General features: G+C 69.2%; 16 protein-coding genes and 2 pseudogenes. 6 read left to right on the top strand and 12 right to left on the bottom strand.

The window, feature by feature from the left end:
• Positions 1-1,037: 1,037 nt before the first annotated feature.
• Together ABZ945_RS32440 and ABZ945_RS32435 are read right to left on the bottom strand one after the other, a co-directional pair.
• Positions 1,038-1,484, bottom strand: a complete 447-nt coding sequence (locus ABZ945_RS32440; protein WP_361276977.1) for a hypothetical protein — start codon at positions 1,482-1,484, stop codon at positions 1,038-1,040.
• Positions 1,485-1,633: 149 nt separating this feature from the next.
• Positions 1,634-2,533 carry a dihydrolipoamide S-succinyltransferase gene (locus ABZ945_RS32435; protein WP_361276975.1) on the bottom strand — a complete coding sequence of 300 codons (900 nt, stop codon included), beginning with the start codon at positions 2,531-2,533 and terminating at the stop codon, positions 1,634-1,636.
• Between the two features lie 999 nt (positions 2,534-3,532).
• Between ABZ945_RS32435 and ABZ945_RS32430 the strand changes: the two genes are divergently transcribed.
• On the top strand, positions 3,533-4,171 hold the full coding sequence (locus tag ABZ945_RS32430) for a hypothetical protein (RefSeq protein WP_361276974.1): 639 nt from the start codon (positions 3,533-3,535) through the stop codon (positions 4,169-4,171).
• Between the two features lie 519 nt (positions 4,172-4,690).
• Here the strand turns inward: ABZ945_RS32430 and ABZ945_RS32425 are convergent.
• Positions 4,691-5,420 (bottom strand): annotated as a pseudogene (locus ABZ945_RS32425) (helix-turn-helix transcriptional regulator); the annotation flags it as partial.
• Positions 5,421-5,533: 113 nt separating this feature from the next.
• Positions 5,534-5,812, bottom strand: a complete 279-nt coding sequence (locus ABZ945_RS32420) for a GntR family transcriptional regulator (protein ID WP_361276972.1) — start codon at positions 5,810-5,812, stop codon at positions 5,534-5,536.
• A gap of 205 nt (positions 5,813-6,017) precedes the next feature.
• Here ABZ945_RS32420 and ABZ945_RS32415 point away from each other — a divergent pair, with 205 nt between their 5' ends.
• The gene (locus ABZ945_RS32415; RefSeq protein ID WP_361276970.1) at positions 6,018-6,872 is read left to right on the top strand and encodes a serine protease; all 855 of its coding nucleotides are present in this window, start codon (positions 6,018-6,020) and stop codon (positions 6,870-6,872) included.
• Between the two features lie 24 nt (positions 6,873-6,896).
• On the opposite strand, the gene ABZ945_RS32410 is transcribed toward ABZ945_RS32415, so the two are convergent.
• Complete coding sequence (locus ABZ945_RS32410) at positions 6,897-7,094, bottom strand: hypothetical protein (RefSeq protein ID WP_361276979.1); 198 nt, start codon at positions 7,092-7,094, stop codon at positions 6,897-6,899.
• 96 nt (positions 7,095-7,190) lie between these two features.
• Positions 7,191-7,346 (bottom strand): hypothetical protein, encoded by a 156-nt coding sequence (locus tag ABZ945_RS32405; RefSeq protein ID WP_361276968.1) that lies wholly within the window; start codon positions 7,344-7,346, stop codon positions 7,191-7,193.
• A 651-nt stretch (positions 7,347-7,997) separates the two neighbouring features.
• Between ABZ945_RS32405 and ABZ945_RS32400 the strand changes: the two genes are divergently transcribed.
• Entirely contained in the window at positions 7,998-8,468 is a 471-nt protein-coding gene (locus ABZ945_RS32400) for an NUDIX domain-containing protein (RefSeq protein WP_361276966.1), read from the top strand.
• Between the two features lie 19 nt (positions 8,469-8,487).
• Here the strand turns inward: ABZ945_RS32400 and ABZ945_RS32395 are convergent, their stop codons facing one another.
• From ABZ945_RS32395 to ABZ945_RS32380, 4 genes are all read right to left on the bottom strand, one after another.
• The gene (locus tag ABZ945_RS32395) at positions 8,488-10,029 is read right to left on the bottom strand and encodes a hypothetical protein (protein ID WP_361276964.1); all 1,542 of its coding nucleotides are present in this window, start codon (positions 10,027-10,029) and stop codon (positions 8,488-8,490) included.
• Entirely contained in the window at positions 10,026-10,361 is a 336-nt protein-coding gene (locus ABZ945_RS32390) for a helix-turn-helix transcriptional regulator (RefSeq protein ID WP_361276962.1), read from the bottom strand. The genes ABZ945_RS32395 and ABZ945_RS32390 overlap by 4 nt, the downstream gene beginning before the upstream one ends.
• Entirely contained in the window at positions 10,358-11,482 is a 1,125-nt protein-coding gene (locus ABZ945_RS32385; protein ID WP_361276960.1) for a site-specific integrase, read from the bottom strand. Before ABZ945_RS32385 ends, ABZ945_RS32390 begins: the two co-directional genes overlap by 4 nt.
• A 274-nt stretch (positions 11,483-11,756) precedes the next feature.
• Positions 11,757-12,167 carry a resolvase gene (locus tag ABZ945_RS32380; protein ID WP_361276958.1) on the bottom strand — a complete coding sequence of 137 codons (411 nt, stop codon included), beginning with the start codon at positions 12,165-12,167 and terminating at the stop codon, positions 11,757-11,759.
• An 84-nt stretch (positions 12,168-12,251) separates the two neighbouring features.
• Between ABZ945_RS32380 and ABZ945_RS32375 the strand changes: the two are divergent.
• The 3 genes and pseudogenes from ABZ945_RS32375 to ABZ945_RS32365 all read left to right on the top strand — a co-directional run.
• Positions 12,252-12,587, top strand: a pseudogene (locus tag ABZ945_RS32375) (FtsX-like permease family protein); the annotation flags it as partial.
• A 925-nt stretch (positions 12,588-13,512) separates the two neighbouring features.
• Entirely contained in the window at positions 13,513-15,522 is a 2,010-nt protein-coding gene (locus tag ABZ945_RS32370; protein WP_361276956.1) for a maleylacetate reductase and hydroxyquinol 1,2-dioxygenase domain-containing protein, read from the top strand.
• A gap of 15 nt (positions 15,523-15,537) precedes the next feature.
• Positions 15,538-17,580, top strand: coding sequence for an FAD-dependent monooxygenase (locus ABZ945_RS32365; protein WP_361276954.1), 2,043 nt, complete (start codon positions 15,538-15,540; stop codon positions 17,578-17,580).
• Positions 17,581-17,631: 51 nt separating this feature from the next.
• On the opposite strand, the gene ABZ945_RS32360 is transcribed toward ABZ945_RS32365, so the two are convergent.
• Both ABZ945_RS32360 and ABZ945_RS32355 read right to left on the bottom strand, forming a co-directional pair.
• Positions 17,632-18,642, bottom strand: coding sequence for a hypothetical protein (locus ABZ945_RS32360; protein ID WP_361276952.1), 1,011 nt, complete (start codon positions 18,640-18,642; stop codon positions 17,632-17,634).
• The coding region (locus tag ABZ945_RS32355; RefSeq protein WP_361276950.1) for an FAD-dependent monooxygenase at positions 18,615-19,536 on the bottom strand (922 nt) is incomplete at its 5' end. The genes ABZ945_RS32360 and ABZ945_RS32355, both read right to left, overlap by 28 nt.

The raw sequence follows: 19,536 nt of genomic DNA, 5'->3' as shown, positions 1-19,536 counted from the left end.
GTCACTCAGCGTCCGGGCTCCGCAGGAGACCCGCGCGCTGAGTGACTGACGTCACTCAATCGATGCTGCGGCGCTGCGCGCCGCTAGCCGCTAGGCCAACCGGGGCAGCGGCCGCTCAAATTGACCGCCAAAGCGGGGCCTGCGGCCCTGAGGATGACGGCATACAGCTTGATGCGCCATTAGTTGTCTACCCGTCATTTAAGCCAACTTCTGGGCTAGTTATGGAGTTGGGGGTGGGCGTTTGAAGAGCACCTGCGGGCTCGGGTGGAAACCCTGAACAAGCTTTCTAAGCAGGGGCGGTCTCCCTCCAGTCGACTCCGGGTCGGAGGTCACAGCAATTATGCGCCCGCAGCCGGCTATCCATCCCTTGATGGTCACACAAAGTTACATTCTGGCACTCTGAAACCAGAATGATAGGTCTACACCAGTCGAGACTCGGGAAAAAGATCTGAAACGAGTCGTCACCTCCGAAATGCGTGCCCCGGGGAGACTGAGACTCCCTTCCCTCCCCATACCACTCTGGAATACACCTCGATGTCCATCCGGGATAGCGAGTCACCTGTATGCCAAAGCTGCAAACCTCAACCCCTGAAAATGCATCATCAAGCCATCAGGTTCCACTCAATCACCCTAGAAGAAAGGGCGTCCGGGCTGCTTTTTCCCACTGGGCGACACTGAGTGACTGGCCTAATCGATGCTGCGGCGCTGCGCGCCGCAGAGTTCGGAGGAATGCGATGGCAGCCGCTCAAGGTGACCATCTATCCAAAGTCTTGCCGGCCCTCTTGCCGCCTACCCATCAACTGGCTCTGTCTTGGGGCTTGTTAAAGCCGAATGAGGCCATCCTGAGGTCGAAGTGGATGCCACCGGACGACTCCGCGCCCCGCCCCAAGCACTATGGTCCCAACCATCCTCTGATATTGGGACAGTTGGTCTCCATGCAGGGAGCGCGAACATTGATCCTCGCATGCCATTCCGGAATACCGGATGCCGATCCGGAGAAACGGATGGGCGTGGCCTGGCTCGGGTGCGGCGGGGGGTTAGGCGGCGATGCCGACGGAGCTGACGTAGGCGTATGCGTTCCAGTCGCTGTCCAGGTCGCTGATGATGTCTTCCCAGATTTCGTCCACCGCGTCTTCGTCTTGGGCGGCATATGCGTCCACCAGGTCGTCCCAGACGTAGCGTACTGTTGGTGTCCGGTCGGAGAGGTTACGGCGATGCTTCGGGTCCATTCCGCTCTGGTCGACTGCATGGATTTCTACTCGGCGACCGGCGCCGTCGTTGTTCAGGTGGCGCTTTAGCCATCCGGAGCGCAGTACGTTTTCGCGGCGGCGGGTCCAGTAGGCATTGTCGATTTTTTTGCGGCTGGCAGCGGACGGTGTGGATCGTCCGCTTTTCCAGTCTCGGAGGGTGCGTGGGCTGACTCCGGCGTCTTTCAGGGCTTGACGGCCGGCGTGGCTGTCAAGGTAGCGCAGACGGGCGTTCACGCCGCGTTTTGTGGTGACGGGCGATTTGATTCCGCTGGTGTAGATGATCCGGTGGATTTCAGCGATGAGTGCTTGACCTCCTTTGACGCCGTTCGCGCCGTACCATTGCCATGTTCCCCATCGGCTCCATAGGTCTGGGGATCCTACCATCATTTACCCCCGAGGGTGTAGGTTTCCTTTTCTTTGACCTGATTCAGGTTGCGGCCTTCTGAGAATACCGCACGCCAGTCGCCGGAGACGTGTAGTTCGTCAGTTCCGGATACGCGCACTACGGTTAGACCGGCATGGTGCGCGCGGAGGGCCTTGCGCCAAAGGTTCGTGAACGCTTTTGAGCGGATGATGTGCATCCAGTCCGGGCGGCGGATCTCGAAGTTGGCGTTCGATTCGCCGACGGTGGAAACGAGCTTTGCGTACATGGCCTTGATGTAGTCCACTGTCATCTGGTCACCGGTGGCGATGGCTTCCTTGCGTACTTCCGCCAGGGCTCGGCGCAGCTTTTCCAGCATTGCTTCCGATGCTCCGGACAGCATTGCTCCGTGGATGGTGGGTAGGTCGGCCAGGCCGTGGCGATGGTTTTCTACGAGTTGCCGGACGAGGGAGTCGGGTACCCAGATTTCTCCTGGCTCTTTTCGGTCTCCGATCGGGTTGGGGAGTGCAGGGTGTTTCCATTCGGGTGGGGTGATGCGGTAGATGCCGCTTTGCTTCGGGTCGTGGCGGTCGGTGTCTACTTCTACCAGCTTGCCGATGGGCAGCCAGCATTTCAGTGCGGAGAGGTAGGCGGCGTTCATGTCGAGCGCGGATACGTGGTACGGCTGGCCGGATTTGACGCGGGTGCGCACTTCTGGGTTTTGCCATTTGGGGCGGCCTTCCCAGATGGCGTCACTGGTTTTTTGGCTTTGTCGCGAGAGCGGTTCGATTCCCTTGACGAACTCGGTGTGTTCGTAGCGGGCGCCGACTCGGCTGGCCTTCACCAGGTTCATCACGTCCGGGATGGCGGTCTTGATCAGGGCGGCGGTGGCGGTGTCCAGGTCTCCGGCCGCGCGTTCCACCTCCTCGAGGACGCGGCGGCGGATCCGGCCGACGAGGTCGGTGCTGGCGTATGAGGCAGAGGGTCGAGCCGGTCGTAGCGGTGTGTCTTGGGCGGTCGTCGGTGCCGGGGGTGGTGGGGCGGGTGCTGTTGCAGCCAGCGGTGCGGCCGGCGTTGGCTCGGTGGTGGCTGGCGTGGGTGGTGCGGTGGGACGGCAGTGGGCGGCGTCCAGGTGTTGGGGGTAGCCGTCCACCTCATCGTTTGCCGGGGCGCCGCAGAGTACGCAGGGCGCGGCGGCTGGTGGTGGGGCGGGGGCGGTGGTTGTTGGGGGGAGGGTGGTTTGGTGGGCATGTGGGGGGGTGGCTGGGGCGGGGTAGGTGGCCCGGTTGGGGGGGAGGCAGGACGCGGCGTGGGTGGGGCCGGCTAGCAGGTCGAGCGCGGTCATGCCGTAGTGCGCGGCCAGGAGGTCTACGTCTTCGAGGGAGTAGTGGCGTACGCCGGCTTGTTTGCGGGAGATCGCTGCTTGCGCTTGTCCGATTCCTGCCGCGACGTCTCCTTGCCGTTCTCCGGTGCGCTGCATGAGGGCGGCGATGGTGAGCCTTAGGAGTTCCTCGGTACTCATCATGGATGCCAATGTAGCATTCTCAATGCCGTTTCGGCATTGAAAATGCCCAGTGGCGTGGGGCGGTCGTGTCGGGATCTGGCTCGCGGGCTGTGGTGTGGGGTGGGCCAGGGGCTCGTCGGTGTCCAGGTCGTTTTCGAAGGGCAGCGCGTTGCGGATGGTGGCGGAGATCCTCGTTGGGCGCGGTGGATGCCGACGTGGGTCGGTTTTGGTGGGGGTTCGCGGCGAAGAGGTCGGTGATCAGGGCGTTGAGGTCTGGGGGGCGCCTAGTCGAGGAGTTGGTGGGAGGTTCGGCGTTTGGCTGCCCGCGTATGTCGCTCGCGGGGAGGCGCCGCCCGTTCGATGCGCACATGTTTTCCCTTATTCGATTATTTTTCGGTTTCTGGCTGAGGGTTGTCAGTGCTGCACCTGATGATGCGCGGCATGAGTCTGACCAGTGAACTCGGTGATCCGAACTCTCCTCTTGTCCGCTTCCTGGCCAGGGAGTTGCCTATGGCCTCGCGGGTCATCGGCAGTCTGCGCGGTCGGTTGCCCCTGCGGCCGCCGACCGTCAGGCCGCGGGCTGCCGTGCCGCCCGACTATCGAAGCCTGGGGCGCGCCATCGATCGTCGACTGCGCGTGGCCTTCGGCTCCCCTGTCGATTCCGTTCTGCACGGGGGAGTGTTTCTCGCCGGTGTCGATGTGGCGGAGGCGGCCTCTGGTGCTGCGGGGTCGGGTCAGGCTATCCACAGCGTCGGGCAGGCTCTGTTGTCCGAGCTCAAGGGCCAGCCGGCGGCCCACGGTGGGGCCTTGACGCGTTCGGGTGAGGACCGGTACCGCCTGCACACGGTCTGCTTCTACCTGGCACGGCAGGGGCAGCTCGTCACCTGGACGATTCCGGAGTTCCTCGGTCTTCTGGGCGCCCGAAGGTCTCTGCCGGAGTTGCGGCAGGCCCTGCGCCGAGAACTGCGCGACCCGGCGGCATCCCCGAACGTCCGGCAGCCGGGCCCTTCGTGCGGAACCCAGGAGAGCCTCTTTTCCGAAGGCGCAGAGGATTGAGTCCACCGCTCTGCTCAGCAGTCGGCGGCTGCGGCTGCACGGGGCGGCGGCCAGGAGCGCCCTGCGGGGTGCGGTGGGCGTACAACGCCCACCACCCTGGCGCGACGCGCCCGGGCAGAGCGCGGGCCGTATCCGCACGGCATACCCGAGCACGATCCCCTGGCTGGTGGCTTCGCCCGTCGAGCCGGCCCGGGGCTGGGGCCCCGGCTGTGCCTGACACCGACACGGAGGGACGATGGTCCCGGGCCCCGTGGCTTCCCGCACCGCCGTGCTCAAGTCCCCACGCCGTCCAGCAACGGGCCCGCTTCCGCTTGCCCCTCCCCTCAGCGGAGGGCTGGGGGTGGAGGCCGCCCTCCGAGGCCGAGAGCTACTGGGACAACCTCTGACCGCTCCCCCACCCCGAGGCTCCGGGCTCGCCGAAGGGCCCGGGGTCTCGAACGTCAGCGGCGAGGCAGGTGGCTACCGGCGACGCGGGAGGGTGACCCGGACCTCCGCCAGGACGGTGCCGGTCGCCGGGTCGCGGTGCACCTCCGGGATCCGCCCGGCGTGCCGCTCCTCCTCCGTGAGCGCGGTGGGCAGGCCGTAGCGCTCCAGGGCGGCCTCGGTGAGCACGAGCAGCGGGTCGGCCGGCCGTCCCGGCCCGGACAGCTTCGGCTGTCCGGGCTTCGCCTCCTTGAGCGTCCAGTCGACCAGCGAGGGCAGCGACTTGGCGGGCACGTCCAGGACCAGGCCGCCGGTGCAGTACGCCAGCACCGTGCCGTCGTCGTCGACGTCCAGGACGGCCAGCGGGCCGTTTCTCGAACCGCGGGTCGCTCTCCCCGGCCGGGGTCGCGGCCGGGGCCGCCTTCCTCGCTCCGGAACGACGCGATGTTGATGGCCTGGTGGTGCTCGCCTGGCGGGGCGCGTGGGACGGATGCGTATCTACGAGATCCGAGGCGGCGGCCTGCGGACGCAATGGGGCCAGCGCCTGCGCGGACTCGGAGGCTTGACCTGCGGACGGAGTCGGTACATCCGCTGGGGCCGGCGCGGTGGCGAAGGCAGCCGGCACCTCCGCGTGCACGGGTGGCGTCGGTGCCGGGGACGGGGCGGCGGGGTAGAGCTCCGCGAGCTTGTCCAGCAGCCGGGCGTAGGCATCGCGTTCTGGCGGGCGGGGCTCGGTCTTGCCGGCCTCCCACCCGCTGACCGTGGCCCGGCGCACCTTCAGCGCGGTGGCCACCTCGTCGATCGTCAGGCCGTGCGCGGCGCGCAGCCACGGGCCGGACGAGCACCTCCCGGTCGCGCGGGTCGCTCACCGTGGCCGGATCGATCCGGGTCCGGCTCCGCCCCCCGACCGCGGCGCCGCGGCGCCGCGGGTGCAGCACCTCACGCTCCACCACCTCCAGCGCTCAGCCGGTAGGCGCGCTCGGTCGGCGTCGTCGTACCGACGCTGTAGAGGCGGTAGCCCTCGTACAGGATCACCATCCCTTCGGCGGCGAGCTGCTGAAGCGCAGAGCGGACCACGTCCGTCGGCAACCGCAGATCCCCGGCGATGTCGGCCAGCGCGGGCAGGTTGGTGCCCGGCTCGGTGCAGGAGAGCCTCACCCAGCGGCGCACCGCCTGGACGTCGTCGTCACCCGCCACCGCGTTGCCCACCCTCATCATGCCCGCGCCCCTGTCCTCCGGCGGTCAGTTGTCGGGGGCCAGCCTGGTGGGCGGCGTAGGGCGGGCACCAGGAACGTGCATGTGTGACGGGAGCCGTCCCGCGTCCGCTTCTGCTGCTTCCCTTCACTCTCTTTGACGTGTCCTTGTCGCAGAGGCCTCGCATCCGCACAATGTGCATGACAATCCGTCAATGAGGGGACCCCCCATGAACAAGCCTCTCCTTGCCGCGCTCGCGATCCTGGCCACCGCCGGGACGGGCCTGGCACCCGCGGTCGCGGCACCCACGGCGACCGCACCCACCGCGACCGCCCCCGCTCCCGCCGTGCGGGCCGTCACCTTCGCCGGCACCGTCTCGCTCAGCAACTGCTCCGGCTCCGTCGTCCGCCTCCCCGCCTCCGAGGACGACGACCCGGCGCTGGTGATGTCCAACGGCCACTGCCTGGAGACCGGCTTCCCGGCGGCCGGACAGGTCATCGTCGACCGCTCCTCCAGCCGCACCTTCGGCCTGCTCAACTCCGCCGGCACCAAGGTCGGCACCCTGCGCGCCAACAAGATCGCCTACGCCACGATGACCGACACGGACGTCTCGCTCTACCAGCTCACGACGACCTACGGCCAGATCCGGAGCACCTACGGGATCAACGCGCTCACCCTCAACACCACCCACCCCGCAGCCGGCACCGCGATCACCGTCGTCTCCGGCTACTGGAAGCGCACCTACGCCTGCAACGTGGACGGCTTCGCCTACCGGCTGAAGGAGGGCCAGTGGACCTGGAAGGACTCGGTCCGCTACACCTCCGCCTGCCAGACCATCGGCGGCACCTCCGGCTCGCCGGTCCTGGACACCGCGACCGGACGGGTCATCGCCGTCAACAACACCGGCAACGAGGACGGCGCCCGCTGCACCGACAACAACCCCTGCGAAGTCGACCAGAACGGCACCGTCACCGTCCGCAAGGGCATCAACTACGCCCAGGAGACCTACCAGATCCCGGCCTGCTTCGGCCTCGACAGCAAGCTGGACCTAAGCAAGCCGGGCTGCGCGCTGCCCAAGCCCTAGCCAGACCCAGAGCCAGGGCCTGCGTCAACGCGGGGTGCACCGCACCGAGCGCCCCGCGAGGACTTCCGTGCGCCACCCGTCCTCGATGACGAACCGCCCGTCCACCAGGACGTGCCGGATGCCGGTAGGCAGGCGGCGCGAGGCGGACCCCGGCCGTTGCGATGCCAGGTCCGGGCCGTTGTCACGGGTGTACGCGCGCCAGGTGGCTGTCGATGCGGTCATTGTGAGGATCCCCTCCTACAGGGTGCGCAGGGTGCGGACCAGGGCCTGGGCGCGCTCGCGCAGCGGAAGGTCCTGCTTGTGCCAGGTGGCGGCCAGCTAGTTGAGGAGTTCGGCCGTGGCGCGCTCGGCGTCGCTCGGGTCGCTGGCGAGGAGCCAGTCGGCGGCCAGGGCGATGTCGAAGGCCAGGGTGGACAGGTCTTCCAGGGCGAGGGCGTTGCCCCGCTCGATGTCCAGGATCAGAAGGTGGCGCACCTCGTTGCGGGACTGGATGGTGATGGTCCTCGGGGGAGTCCGCGTCGGCGGTGACGAAGCCCAGGGTGCCTGTCAGGTAGTAGCCGGTGATCCGGCGGTTGCCCGCCGTCGTCGTGGCCGTGGCGTGGAAGTACGACGCGGGAATGGCGTACCGGCGGCCGTCGAGGTCGCTGACATCGACCATCCGAGCACCGGGTGCATAGGAGCGCACGATCACGGACTCGGGGTACTGGGAAGTCGATCCGCCCCGGCATGTCGTGTACGTCTGGCGGGCTTCTATGCGGTGCACGCTTCCCCTTCACATAGGCGGCTGGCCTACCGACTCCAGCGTTCCAGGACCCGGTGCCGATGCGGATGGTGGACCAGCGGGGCGGCGGACGGGGTGGGCGGGCGCCGCCTTAGTGGACGATGCGCACGGCGGTGACGGTCATGACGCGGGGGCCGGAGATGTAGTAGACGGCGGTGGCGGGGCCGGCGACGGCCTGGCGGTGGTCGCCGGCCTCGGTACTGGTGGGCTCGCGTATTCAACTGTCGCCGGTTCCTCTGGGGTCCGTCCTGCCGATCACCCTCTGTGGCCGTATTAGGCCGTGTTGAAATGTCGATCAACACAGGTCTTGATCGACATTTCGAGCGTCGCATAGCGTCAGGAAGGTGGAAACAACGCACCGGCCCGCCGCCCGGGTCATCTGCCTGGACTCTGCCCACCGCCTGCTTCTTCTGCGCTGGCGGGATCCGTTCGACGGGACGTGGCTCTGGGAACCTCCCGGTGGCGGCATCGAGCCCGGCGAGACGCCGCTGGTGACGGCACGACGTGAACTGGCCGAGGAAACCGGACTCGACCCGGCTGCCGTCCTTGACCGGTCGGTGCTCGTCGACCGTGATGTGCGGTGGAACGGTAAGCGGCACATCGGGACGGAGTATTTCTTCGTGGCTCAGTTTGCCGACGAGCAACCAGCCCTGGTGCGTACCGGCCTGCTCCCCGACGAGCAGGCCAACCTGGAGACGCATGCCTGGATCGCATGGCCGGATCTGGACTCGCTGCCGGACCCGGTTGAGCCGCCGCAGTTGCTGACCGTGCTTGGCGCCCTCGTGCCAGACGGCCCGTGGTGTGATCGTGTGTGAGGTGCGGTCACCTCCTTTTTCAACTGTCGTCGGCTCTCCGAGGAACCCAGCCCACTGGTGACCCTGCGTGATCCCCTGGGGCGTATCGGCTCCATGTTCCGCCGGTCTCGTTGCGGAGCCGGGTAGTGGTCTTGTCGTGGTAGCCGAGCGCGTCGGCGACGACAGGTGCGGGCAGTTCGAGGAGTTGCTGGCGGATGGCGGCGCCGCGGGCGGCGGCGATCGGGATTCCGACCTTGTTCAGGAGCGCGGACAGGTGGTTAGGGCCGAGCGGCTGGCCGGTCCGGCGGCCGGGGAAGAGCCAGCGGGACGCCGGGTTGGTCGCGGTGTTCATGTTGCCGCGGTTCGTGATGTGCTCCAGCAGCAGGGCGGCGACCGGCGCCGGGACGGGCGAGGGCGGCTCACCGAGTCGTAGCAGCACGGCGTCGCCGTTGCGGATGACGTCGTCAAGGGTGAGCCGGACGACGCGGCTCAGCGGTTGTGCGTAGAGGAGAACGATGACTCCGGCGACACGGAGTCGCATCGGTATCTCCGTGTCGGTCAGAAGTCTGCCCAGGGAGGCGAGTCGTTCGTCTTCGCTCAGTGCGGGCCGGCGGGAGATCTTCATTGCGGGGATGGCCAGGGAACGTCGGCAGTGACGGCCCTGCATGGCCCAGTTGAGGAAGCCTCTCAGCCGGGTGCGGGCGTGCTCGGCGTTCTCGGCGAACCAGGCGTCGATGTCGACCTGGCCGCACGACGCGAGGGTGGTGTTCCGCTCGCCGAGCCATCGCAGGAAGGCGGTCGCGTACTTGATCTGTTCGCTGGCGAAGCGGCGGATACTGGGTGTGATGTGGCTCCGCTCGGCTCGGGCCCGTAGTCCGGGGAGGACGTGCCAGGTCGCGAAGAGCTTGATCGTCTTGGTGTGCTCGGGTTCGGCGATGTCGGCGAGATGGCCGGGGAGCCAGCGCTGGAAAGAACAGATGTGCTTGTCGACCGCGGGCAGGACTCCGCAGGCCATGAGGAGTTCTTCCAGGTGGGAGGCTGCCCGCCAGGGCTGGAGTTCGTGGAAGGCATCGTGGGTCAGCGGGATCTCGCCCAGGCCGAGCCGGCGAAGCAGCTGCGAGGCGTTTCCCAGCTGCCCGCGGCGCATGTCCAGCCAGGCCAGTCCGCTTCCGGGCTTGTCCATCGTCGCCAGCAGGTCCAGCAGCGGGACCAGCGGGGGACGGACGCGGCCCGTGCCGTCGTCGAGGAGCGCGGTGAGGCGGTCGGTGAGCGTGCAGCGTTCGCAGAGCCGACCGCGCAGGAGCTTGCCCTCGAAGCCGCAGCGTGAGCAGTCGAAGGTCTGGGAGAAGCCGGCGCAGGTGGTGCAGATCGCGGCCCCGTCACCAGGACGGAGCCCAGGAAGGGCCCGGTCCTCGCCGCATCCCGGGCAGATCCCCCGTGTCCGGACAGCTCGGTCCGAACAGGTCCGGCATACGTATCCGTCCGGCCAGCTGCCGGCCTTGTGCCTGCGGAGACCGCATCGGCAGCAATCGGCCATGAACCAGCGCTCGTACTGATCGTCGGTGGCGTAGGGGCGGGTCATGCGTCGGGCAGGATGCGGGCCGCGCGGGGGCGGAGCTTCGCGACGTTCGAAGGCGGAGTGGGAAGGTCGCCGGTGGCGGTCTTGCGGACGCCGGCGTTCTCGGCGGTGGTGGCCACCAGGTCGGCCGGGGTGCAGGACAGGATGTCGCAGAGCGCGGCCATGACCTGCAACGACAGGCGTTCAGGGGTGCCGGAGACCAGACGGTGCACCTGGGAGGCGGAGAGGTCGATGCCGCGTTCGCGAAGCAGTGGCACCAGTTCGGTGGCCGTGAAGATCTGGCGCTGGGCCATGACCTCGCGCAGTCGCCATGTGTAGCCGACCTTGCGTTTCATGCTTGCCTCCCGGTCTGGGTCTGGAGGGCGGCGGCGATGGTGGAGTCCAGATGCCGCCGCAGGGTGCGGGTACGGAAGTCAGAGGACACGCAGGTGTAGAGCGAGGTGGTGCTGGCGTGTTCGTGGCCGACCTGCTCCTGGACGAAGCGCGGGTCCAAGCCGTCCTCGATCAGGTGGGTGACGTAGGACCTGCGGAAGGAGTGAAAGTCGAGCCCGTCGTCCAGGCCGAGGGCCTTGCGGTAGGCGATGAAGCGGGAGTTGAGGCGCTGGCAGCCGATGCGCAGGCCCCGCTCGGAGGGCCAGGCCGCCGGGTTGTTGTCGGTGCCGAACAGAGGGCGGACCTCGGTGAACCACTCGTCCAGGACGTCCGGGGTCCAGTCAAAGACGGTCAGAACCCCGCGCCGTTTGGGCGGCGAGCCCTTCTTGGCCTTGCCGAACCGGACCTGGCAGCGGCCGTACGCGCCAAACTCGCCGCCGTGCGGGTTGCGGCCGAAGTCGGCGGCGTCGAGCATCCGAGTCTCGTTGCGCCGCGTCCCGAAGGCATAGGCGGTCTTGAACAGCGTCGCGTCGCGGAAGGCGGGCAGCCAGCCCTTGCGGCCGAAGGCCCGGATGCGGGCGACCTCGTCGTCGCAGTGCGCGAAGAAGGCGTGCAGCTCGGCCTTGGTGAACGCACGCTTCTTGGCGTCCGCCTCGTTGTCCTGGACGTGCACCGCGGTGTTCCACTCGTGCACCACCTGAACCGGGTGGGTCCCGAACCGCTCCTCACAGGTGGCCGTCCACTCATAGAGCGGATCGGTGATGAAGTGGCAGAACGCCCGCACGGCCTCCGAGTATGAGCGGATCGTGGAGCGCTTCAGGTCCCGCAGTGAACGCAGGTCCCCGAGCCATTCGTCGACCATCGCCGGCGTCCAGAGCCAGGGATAGGTGTTCACGTAGGCCGCGAACGCCTTGACCGTGTTCTCCCGGCCCTCGACTGTCGTTCGGGCCAGGTTCCGGGCGAGCTGCTGGTTGGCGAACCCAGTCAGCATCGCCGTGAAGACCTGTTCCTCGGGCCGCAGCAAGGCGACCCCGTCGACCAGGTGCAGCCCGGCCGCCCCCGGTATCGACCCGTTGAACCCCACCGATTCACCACCCTCCGTGACTCGCATTAGATGCGAGAAAACCGCATCCTATGCGAGCCGCCGACGGAGTCCCAGGTCAGCCCCCTACATAGACCGCGATGAGGTCCGAGACACGGGTATCGTCACTGCCCGAGACCACGCTCAAGTCCGCAGGTCCGCAGCACGATTCCCCTTGCTTCTCCAGGAGATTCGCCGACTGTCGCGAGTTCGCATCCGATGCAATTGGCGGCGGTTGGAACATCGGTACAGCGGTTGGCGCTGAGAACGATCATGGTCAGGCCGTGAGCGCGCTGACCCGGTTCTCGTACTCGCGGCGAGCCTTGCGCTGGGCCGGGACGGCGGGGACGCTCTGGCCGCCGTCGAGCGGCTGGCTGCGGGCGGGGAGCTGGCGGTGCACCGCGAGGACGGCGGTCACGCGCAGGGTGTAGCCCTGGCCGCGCCGTACGGCCACCCCTTGGTCGAGCGCGGCCCGCTCGGCGGTCTCCAGCTCGGTGGTGCGGAGGTAGTCGGCGACCTTGCCCGGCATGTCGAGCGTGACCGGCAGCTCCGGGGCGGGAGCGTCCTCCTCGATGGCCGTGTGCTCGGGCAGGAGGTCGGCGATGGCCGTCCGGATCGCACCGCGGCTGACCCGGTGGTCGCGGGCGAGGGCGGCGATGGAGCGGCCTTCCAGATACGCGGTGCGCACGTTGGCGGCCGTCGCGGCCGCGACGGCGGGGCGGCGCCCGCCCTTCGCACCCTTGGCCTCGGCAGCGCGCAGCCCGTCGTAGGTCAGGTCAGCCGCCCCGCCGACGCGCTCGCCGCGAAGCGCTCCACCGAGGCCGCCTTCTCCGGTCTCTTCGTCGGCCTCGCCGCCGTCGCCCTGCTGGTCGGCGGCATCGGCGTCGCCAACACGATGGTGATATCCGTCCTCGAACGCCGACGGGAGATCGGCCTGCGCCGCGCCCTCGGCGCCTCCCGGGGGCAGATCCGCAGCCAGTTCCTCACCGAGTCGATCGTCCTGTCCGGCCTCGGCGGTCTCGCCGGACTGCTCCTCGGCGTGCTGGCCACCGTCGGCTACGCCCTCCACCGCTCATGGCCGGTGGTCGTCCCCCCGGGCTCGGTGGCGACCGCCCTCGGCGGCAGCCGTGATGAAGGCGGCCAGGACAAGGGCGAGTCTCCCGACGAGAGGGACGACTTTCCCGACGAGAGCGTTCATGGTGGTCTGGTCTCCTTTGGACGCCGCTGGCGAAGCTGATCCTGCCGTTGCCCTTCACCGTGGTGTGAACGCAGGGGTACAGGTTGCCGTAGCAGCCGTACCTGGCCACGCACAGCTCGGCCTTGCGCTTCGTCTGAGACGTCGCCGGGCTGGTGCCCAGGACTGTCTTGGAGTCGACGATGCGCCGGTCGCCGACGTGGACGGCGGATTGGGCGTTGGGGATGTCGTCGTCCCGCAAGCGCCAGGCGCGGACCGTGCCGCTGCCGTAGGGGAACTCGGCCCAGGTGTGGTACTTGAAGATCGTGGATCCGAGCAGGCTGCGGTGGGTGTGAGTGACGTGAGACCTCTTCCCCCTGCCTCCGGTGAGGCGCGGGGCGCTCGTCGCGGGCTCCCGCAGGCGGGTAGCGTCTGCCCACCCGGTGGGGCCGGCCAGTGAGGTGGCCGTAGGGAGTGACCTCGGCCAGTTCGGCGCCCTTGACGAGCTGCACCGTTGATCGGCGGGACGCCCTGCCCATCGGCATCGAAGGCGGCTTCCTTCATCGTCGCCTCCGCCGACCTGGTCGGGTCGGCCACGCCGGCAGCAACCTCCGAATTCGATGACAGCAGCCACATATCGCTCCGCGTCCAGGACCCGTTGGCCACCCCCCTGCGGACCCGCCGCCGCCACCGCCGGGTCGGTAGGGGGTGGACTTGATGGAGTCGGGGTGGGGTCGGGGCGGGGGCGGGGTGGTGCGTGCGAGTCTCGCTGCGATCGTGCGGCGGTGTTTGTCTGCGTGGTCGATGGCTAGAGCACACCCCGCGCTCCTGTGGTGACCCACCGACGGAAGGCAGCCGCATGCGGACGTTCGTGCACACTTCCCACCCCTCGCGGGTGGTGTTCGGTTCCGGCCGTATCGGGCAGCTCGCCGAGGAGGTCAGGCGGCTGGGCGGCGGGCGGGTGCTGCTGCTGTCGGGGCCCTCGCAGGCGAAGGCGGCCGCCCGGGTGCGTGATGTGCTGGGTGGTTTGGTGGTGGCGCAGTTCGACGGTGCCGCCATGCACACCCCGGTGGAGGTCACCGAGCAGGCCCTTGCCGTGGTGCGCCAGGCGGGGGCCGACTGCCTGGTGTCGGTCGGCGGCGGGTCGAGTACGGGTCTGTCGAAGGCGCTGGCCGTGCGCACGGGCCTGCCGCAGGTGGTGGTGCCGACCACCTACGCCGGCTCGGAAGTGACCCCGGTCCTCGGCGAGACGCAGGGCGGGCGCAAGACGACGCGTTCCTCGGCCGCGGTCCTGCCCGAAACGGTGCTGTACGACGCGGACTTCACCGTGTCGATGCCGCTGGCGCTGTCCGTTGCCAGCGCGGTCAACGCCCTGGCTCATGCGGTGGAGGCGCTGTATGCGGCGGACGCCAACCCGGTGACGGACCGGCAGGCGCTGCAGGCGGTGGCGCTGATCGGGCGGGCGCTGCCGCCTCTGGCCGACGATCCGGCCGACCGGGAGGCCCGCAGCGACCTGCTGGAGGCCGCCTGGCTGGCCGGAACCTGCCTGGCGACGGTGGGCATGGGGCTGCACCACAAGCTGTGCCACACGCTGGGCGGCGCCTTCGGGCTGCCGCACGCGCAGACCCACACGGTGATACTGCCGCACGTGATGGCCTACACCGCCGCCGCGCCTGAGGGAGCGAAGGCGATGGAACGTATCGCCTCGGCACTGGGCGTGCCGGACGCCGCGAGCGGGGTGCATGACCTGATCGCCTCGCTGGGCGGGCCGCTGTCGCTGCGCGAGTTGGGCATGGCCGAGGAGGACCTGGCCCGCGCCGCCGCACTCGCCACCACCACCCCGTATCCCCATCCGCGCCCGGTCAGCGCCGATTCCCTGGCGGGGCTGCTGGCCGACGCCTGGCACGGACGGCGCCCCACCGGGCCGGACACCACCGGGCAGCGCCCCACCGGGCAGCGCCCCACCGGGCGGCCGGGCACCACCGCATCGCAGCTGGCCGCCTTGCGCGGGCAGGTGGTCGACAGCTTCGCCGCCGCACCCGACACCCGCGCCCGCGAACTACTCGGCGGCCTGGTCCGCCACCTGCACGACTACGTCGCCGAACACCAACTCACCCACGCCGAATGGGGCCAGGCGATCGACTTCCTCACCCTGACCGGACAGACCTGCGACACCCAGCGCCAGGAGTTCGTGCTGCTCTCCGACACCCTGGGCATCTCCAGCGCCGTGGACATCCTCACCGGCGCACGCACCCCCGACACCACCCCCAGCGCCGTCCTCGGACCGTTCTACACCGAGGGGCCGCCCGAGACCGCGCACGGCCAGGACATCTCCGGCGGCCTGCCCGGCACCCCCCTGTGGGTGGAAGCGACGATCACCGACACCACGGGCCAGCCGGTACCCGGCGCGATCGTCGACGTCTGGCAGTCCAACGAAGACGGCTTCTACGACGTCCAACTGCCCGACCTGGAAGGCCCCGTCCTGCGCGGCCGGCTACGCACCTCACCCGACGGGCGGCTGGCCTTCTGGTCGATCCTGCCCTCCGCCTACCCCATACCCGGTGACGGCCCCGTCGGGCAGCTCCTCACCTCCACCGGCCGCCACCTGTACCGCGCCCCGCACCTGCACTTCATGATCACCGCCCCCGGCCACCACCGCCTGATCACCCAGCTGTTCGTCGCCGGCGGCGAACACCTCGACAGCGACACGGTCTTCGGCGTCAAAGACGCACTCATCGTCGACTTCACCCCCACCCAAGGCCCCGGCCCCGACGGCCGGGTCCTGACCGGGCCGTGGCGCCGGCTGGAACACACCTTCCGCATCGCCACCACCACCCCCACCACCGCCACCGCCACCGCCACCCGCTGACCGAGGAGTCCTGTCGTGAGCCGCACCCACGCCCCCTCCCCCGGCACCTCCCCGACCGATGCACCACCCCCCGACGCGGCCTCCGCGCAGACGCCGTCGCACCGCACAAGCCCCGGTGACGGGTTCGACACCGACGTCCTCATCGTCGGCAGCGGCCCCGCCGGCGGCACCGCCGCCCTGCTCCTGGCCACCTACGGCATCCACACCCTGCAGGTCACCAAACACGGCTGGCTCGCCAACACCCCCCGCGCCCACATCACCAACCAGCGCACCATGGAAGTCCTGCGCGACCTCGGCGTCGAAGACCAGGCACTCCAACACGGCAGCCCCTCACACCTGATGGGCGACACCGTGCTGTGCACCGCCCTGGCCGGCCAGGAGATCGGCCGCATCCGCAGCTGGGGCACCGGCCCCGCCTCCTTGAGCGAATACGCCACCGCCAGCCCCTGCCAGATGATCGACCTGCCCCAGACCTACCTGGAGCCCATCCTCACCACCACCGCCGCAGCCCGCGGCGCGAAAATCCGCTTCGACACCGAGTTCCTCCACCTCACCCAAGACCAGCACAGTGTCACCGCCCACCTGCGCGACCGCGTCCGCGGCGACACCTTCACCGTACGGGCCCGCTACCTCATCGGCGCCGACGGCTCACGCAGCACCATCGCCCAGCAGATCGGCCTGCCCATCGACGGCCGCATGAGCAAAGCCGGCAGCATGAACATCGTCTTCACCGCCGACCTCACCCGCTACTGCGCCCACCGCCCCAGCGTCCTGTACTGGGTCCTACGCCCCGGAGCAGCCACCGGCGGCATCGGCATGGGACTGATCCGCATGGTCAGACCCTGGAACCAGTGGCTGCTGGTCTGGGGCTACGACATCGACCAGCCACCACCCGCCCTCGACACCGAGCAGGCACGCGCCCTCGTCCGCGACCTGATCGGCGATGCGGACCTGCCCGTGGAGATCACCTCCACCTCGCTGTGGACCGTCAACCACGCCTACGCCACCACCTACAGCGCCGGACGGGTGCACTGCGCAGGCGACGCCGTCCACCGCCACCCGCCCTCCAACGGCCTGGGCTCCAACACGGCCGTCCAAGACGCCTACAACCTCGCCTGGAAACTCGCCATGGTCATCCACGGCCACGCCGGACCCGCCCTCCTGGACACCTACAGCACCGAACGCGCCCCCATCGGGCGGCAGATCGTGGAACGCGCCAACCTCAGCCGCGACCAATTCACCCCGATCTTCGACACCCTCGGCATCGGCGCCGACAGCGACACCCACGCCATCACCCACGCCCTCACCGCCCTACAAGCCGCCACCGACACAGGCGCCAAACAACGCCAACAACTCAACGAAGCCATCACACTCAAAAACTACGAATTCAACGCCCACGGGGTAGAAATGAACCAACACTACACCACCGGCGCAACCCTCCCCGACCAACAGCACCTCTCGGAAAAGCGAGAAAGACACGACGAGGAGCCAGGGGGCTGGGGCGGAGGTGTGGAACGTCTGCCCGCCTCGCCGGAGAGCAGGAACAAACCCCAGGACCGGGGCGGAGATGTCGAGTATCTGCGCGTCTCGCCGGAGGGCGGGAACGAGGGCCGTCTGCCCGCCGCGCCAGGGACCGCGGACAGGCTCGAAGACTGGGGCGGGGATATGGAGTTGACGGCCCGGGCGACCACCCGGCCCGGAGCGAAACTACCCCACGCCTGGCTCGTCGACAGCACCGGACGGCGCCTATCCACCCTCGACACCATCGGCAAAGGCGTATTCACCGTCCTGACCGGACTGTCCGGCGGGATCTGGGAGACAGCAACCACAGCATGCCGCACAGAACTCGGCATACCACTACGGTTCACACAAATCGGCAGCGACAACCTACGGGATGCCTACGGGGAATGGAACCGGATACGGGAAATCGCCGAAGACGGCGTCCTCCTCATCCGCCCCGACGGCCACATCGCCTGGCGCCAACCCACCGCACCACACAACACCACCACCGCCCACCACCAACTCCAAACAGCCCTCAACCACACCCTCAAACGATAAACACCACCGGCCCACCGGCCCACACCAGACAAAACGGCACACCGGAAGCCCTCACCCAGGCACTGACTGAACCCACGCCCCACGCACGGGCGCAAGAGCACCGACCGGGCCGGCCGGGGCGGCGGGGGACGGGGTGGGGCTGCGGGTGAGGCCGGTGAGGCTGACGGTGTAGTCGTCGTGGCGGGGCCGGTAGGCCAGGCAGTAGCGGGTCGGGTACCAGCCGGCCGTGCGCCAGACGCGCGGCTGGGGTACCGGGGCGCAGGCCTGGTGGCGGGCGGCGGTGCGCAGGCCCTCCAGGGAGTCCTTGGTCAGCATGGGCTCGATGAAGATGATCTCGCCGTCGTAGGCGCCGTAGATGAGGGTGTGCCCGGTGAGCGGCCCGGTGTCGGGGGGCCGGCTGTCGAGGTGTTCGCCCATCGCCCCTTCGGAGGTCTCCGGGGTGGAGGCGGGGTAGCCGGCCGGGAGGTGGGCGGCGGGCACCGGACGGGAAGCGGCCTTCAGTTGGGCGCAGTCGATCAGCAGGGCGCAGGACCCGAGCCGGATGGCGTCGCGCTCGCGCCGCGGAATCAGGTAGAAGTGCGCGTCGAAGTGGGCGACGTCGTAGCGGCCGTGCGGGCTGTGGCCGTGCGGGTTCCAGTTGAGCAGGGCCCAGTCGAAGGGCAGGACGGACCCGGCCGTCCCGGCACGGGGCAGGGCGAGTTCGCGGCCGTGGCCGCCGACGCACTCGCGCATCGGATCGGTGCGGCCGTCGCGGTCGGCGTCGTGGCAGTGGCCGCCGTCGGTGGGATGGGTCGGCAGCGACTCCAGAGCGGAGCGGGTCAGGGCTATGCCGAGGGCCTGGGGCTTGGAGCCGCGGTGCTCGGTATAGACGCGGACCCGGCCCTTGCCCAGCGGGGCGGCGGGGCCGTAGCGGACACAGGTGGTGGAGGCGGCGGTGGCGCTCGGGCGGCAGGCCGCCGCCTGGCCGGGGCGGGCCGTGGCGGTGGGGCCGGCGGCGGCCGCGGGCAGGAGGACGGCCAGGACGGCAGCGGCGGTCAGGGCGAGGGGACGGGTGAGGCGCATGGCGTGGCCGTTCGTCGGGGGACGTCCCAGGAAGGGCGGGCATTGAGTCCCGCGGCGTCCACTCCGGTGACCCGCCGGGTGCAGGACCTCATATCGGCCAGTCTGTACGGCGAGAGGACTTCCGCGATCTGCGTGAAGCCGTTCGGAGCAAGGGCCTCCACCTCGCGCAGCAGCGGGTCGGGCTCCAGGCGGCGGTGGGCCGCGAGCAGCTCGGCCGTCTGGGGGCGGCGCAGCCCGTCGTACCGGGCCAGCGCCTCGTCGATCGAGTGGTGGGCGAGCTGGTAGGCGAGCACGCGGGCGTCCACGATCGCCTGCGAGGCACCGTTGGAGCCGGTGGGATACATCGGGTGCGCGGCGTCGCCGAGGAGGACCGCCCGGCCGTCGACCCAGGTGGGGAGGGGGTCGCGGTCGATCATCGGATAGCGCAGGACACGGGGCGTACGGGCGATCATGCCGTGCAGGTCGATGTGCTCGTTGCGCCAGCCGTGAAGGTGCTCCAGAGCGCCGGCGGGGTCGGTCGCGGTGTCCCAATGGGCGGCCGGACGCACGGCGTGGTCGTCATGGGCCTCGACGACCCAGTTGAGGACGCAGTGGCCGGAGCTGTCGACCGGGGTGATCGGGTAGACCACGGTCTTCACATTGCTGTTGCAGCCGATGATCAGCATGGTGCGGCCATCCAGGAAGGGCCGGCCGCGGCTCAGCCCCCGCCACATGCCGATGCCGTTGGCCAGCGGCGGCCCCTCACCGGGGTACATCACCGCCCGCGCGGTGGAGTTGACGCCGTCGGCGGCGATCAGCAGGTCGGCCTCAAGGGGGGCGCGTCCGTGGGTGCCGTACACCCGGATCCCAGGACCGTGCGGACCTTCGGTGTGCTCATACCCGTCCATCCGCCAA

The sequence above is a fragment of the Streptomyces sp. NPDC046887 genome (assembly GCF_040644755.1).
GTDB lineage: Bacteria > Actinomycetota > Actinomycetes > Streptomycetales > Streptomycetaceae > Streptomyces > Streptomyces lichenis.
This window is presented reverse-complemented; position numbering and strand designations above follow the sequence as displayed.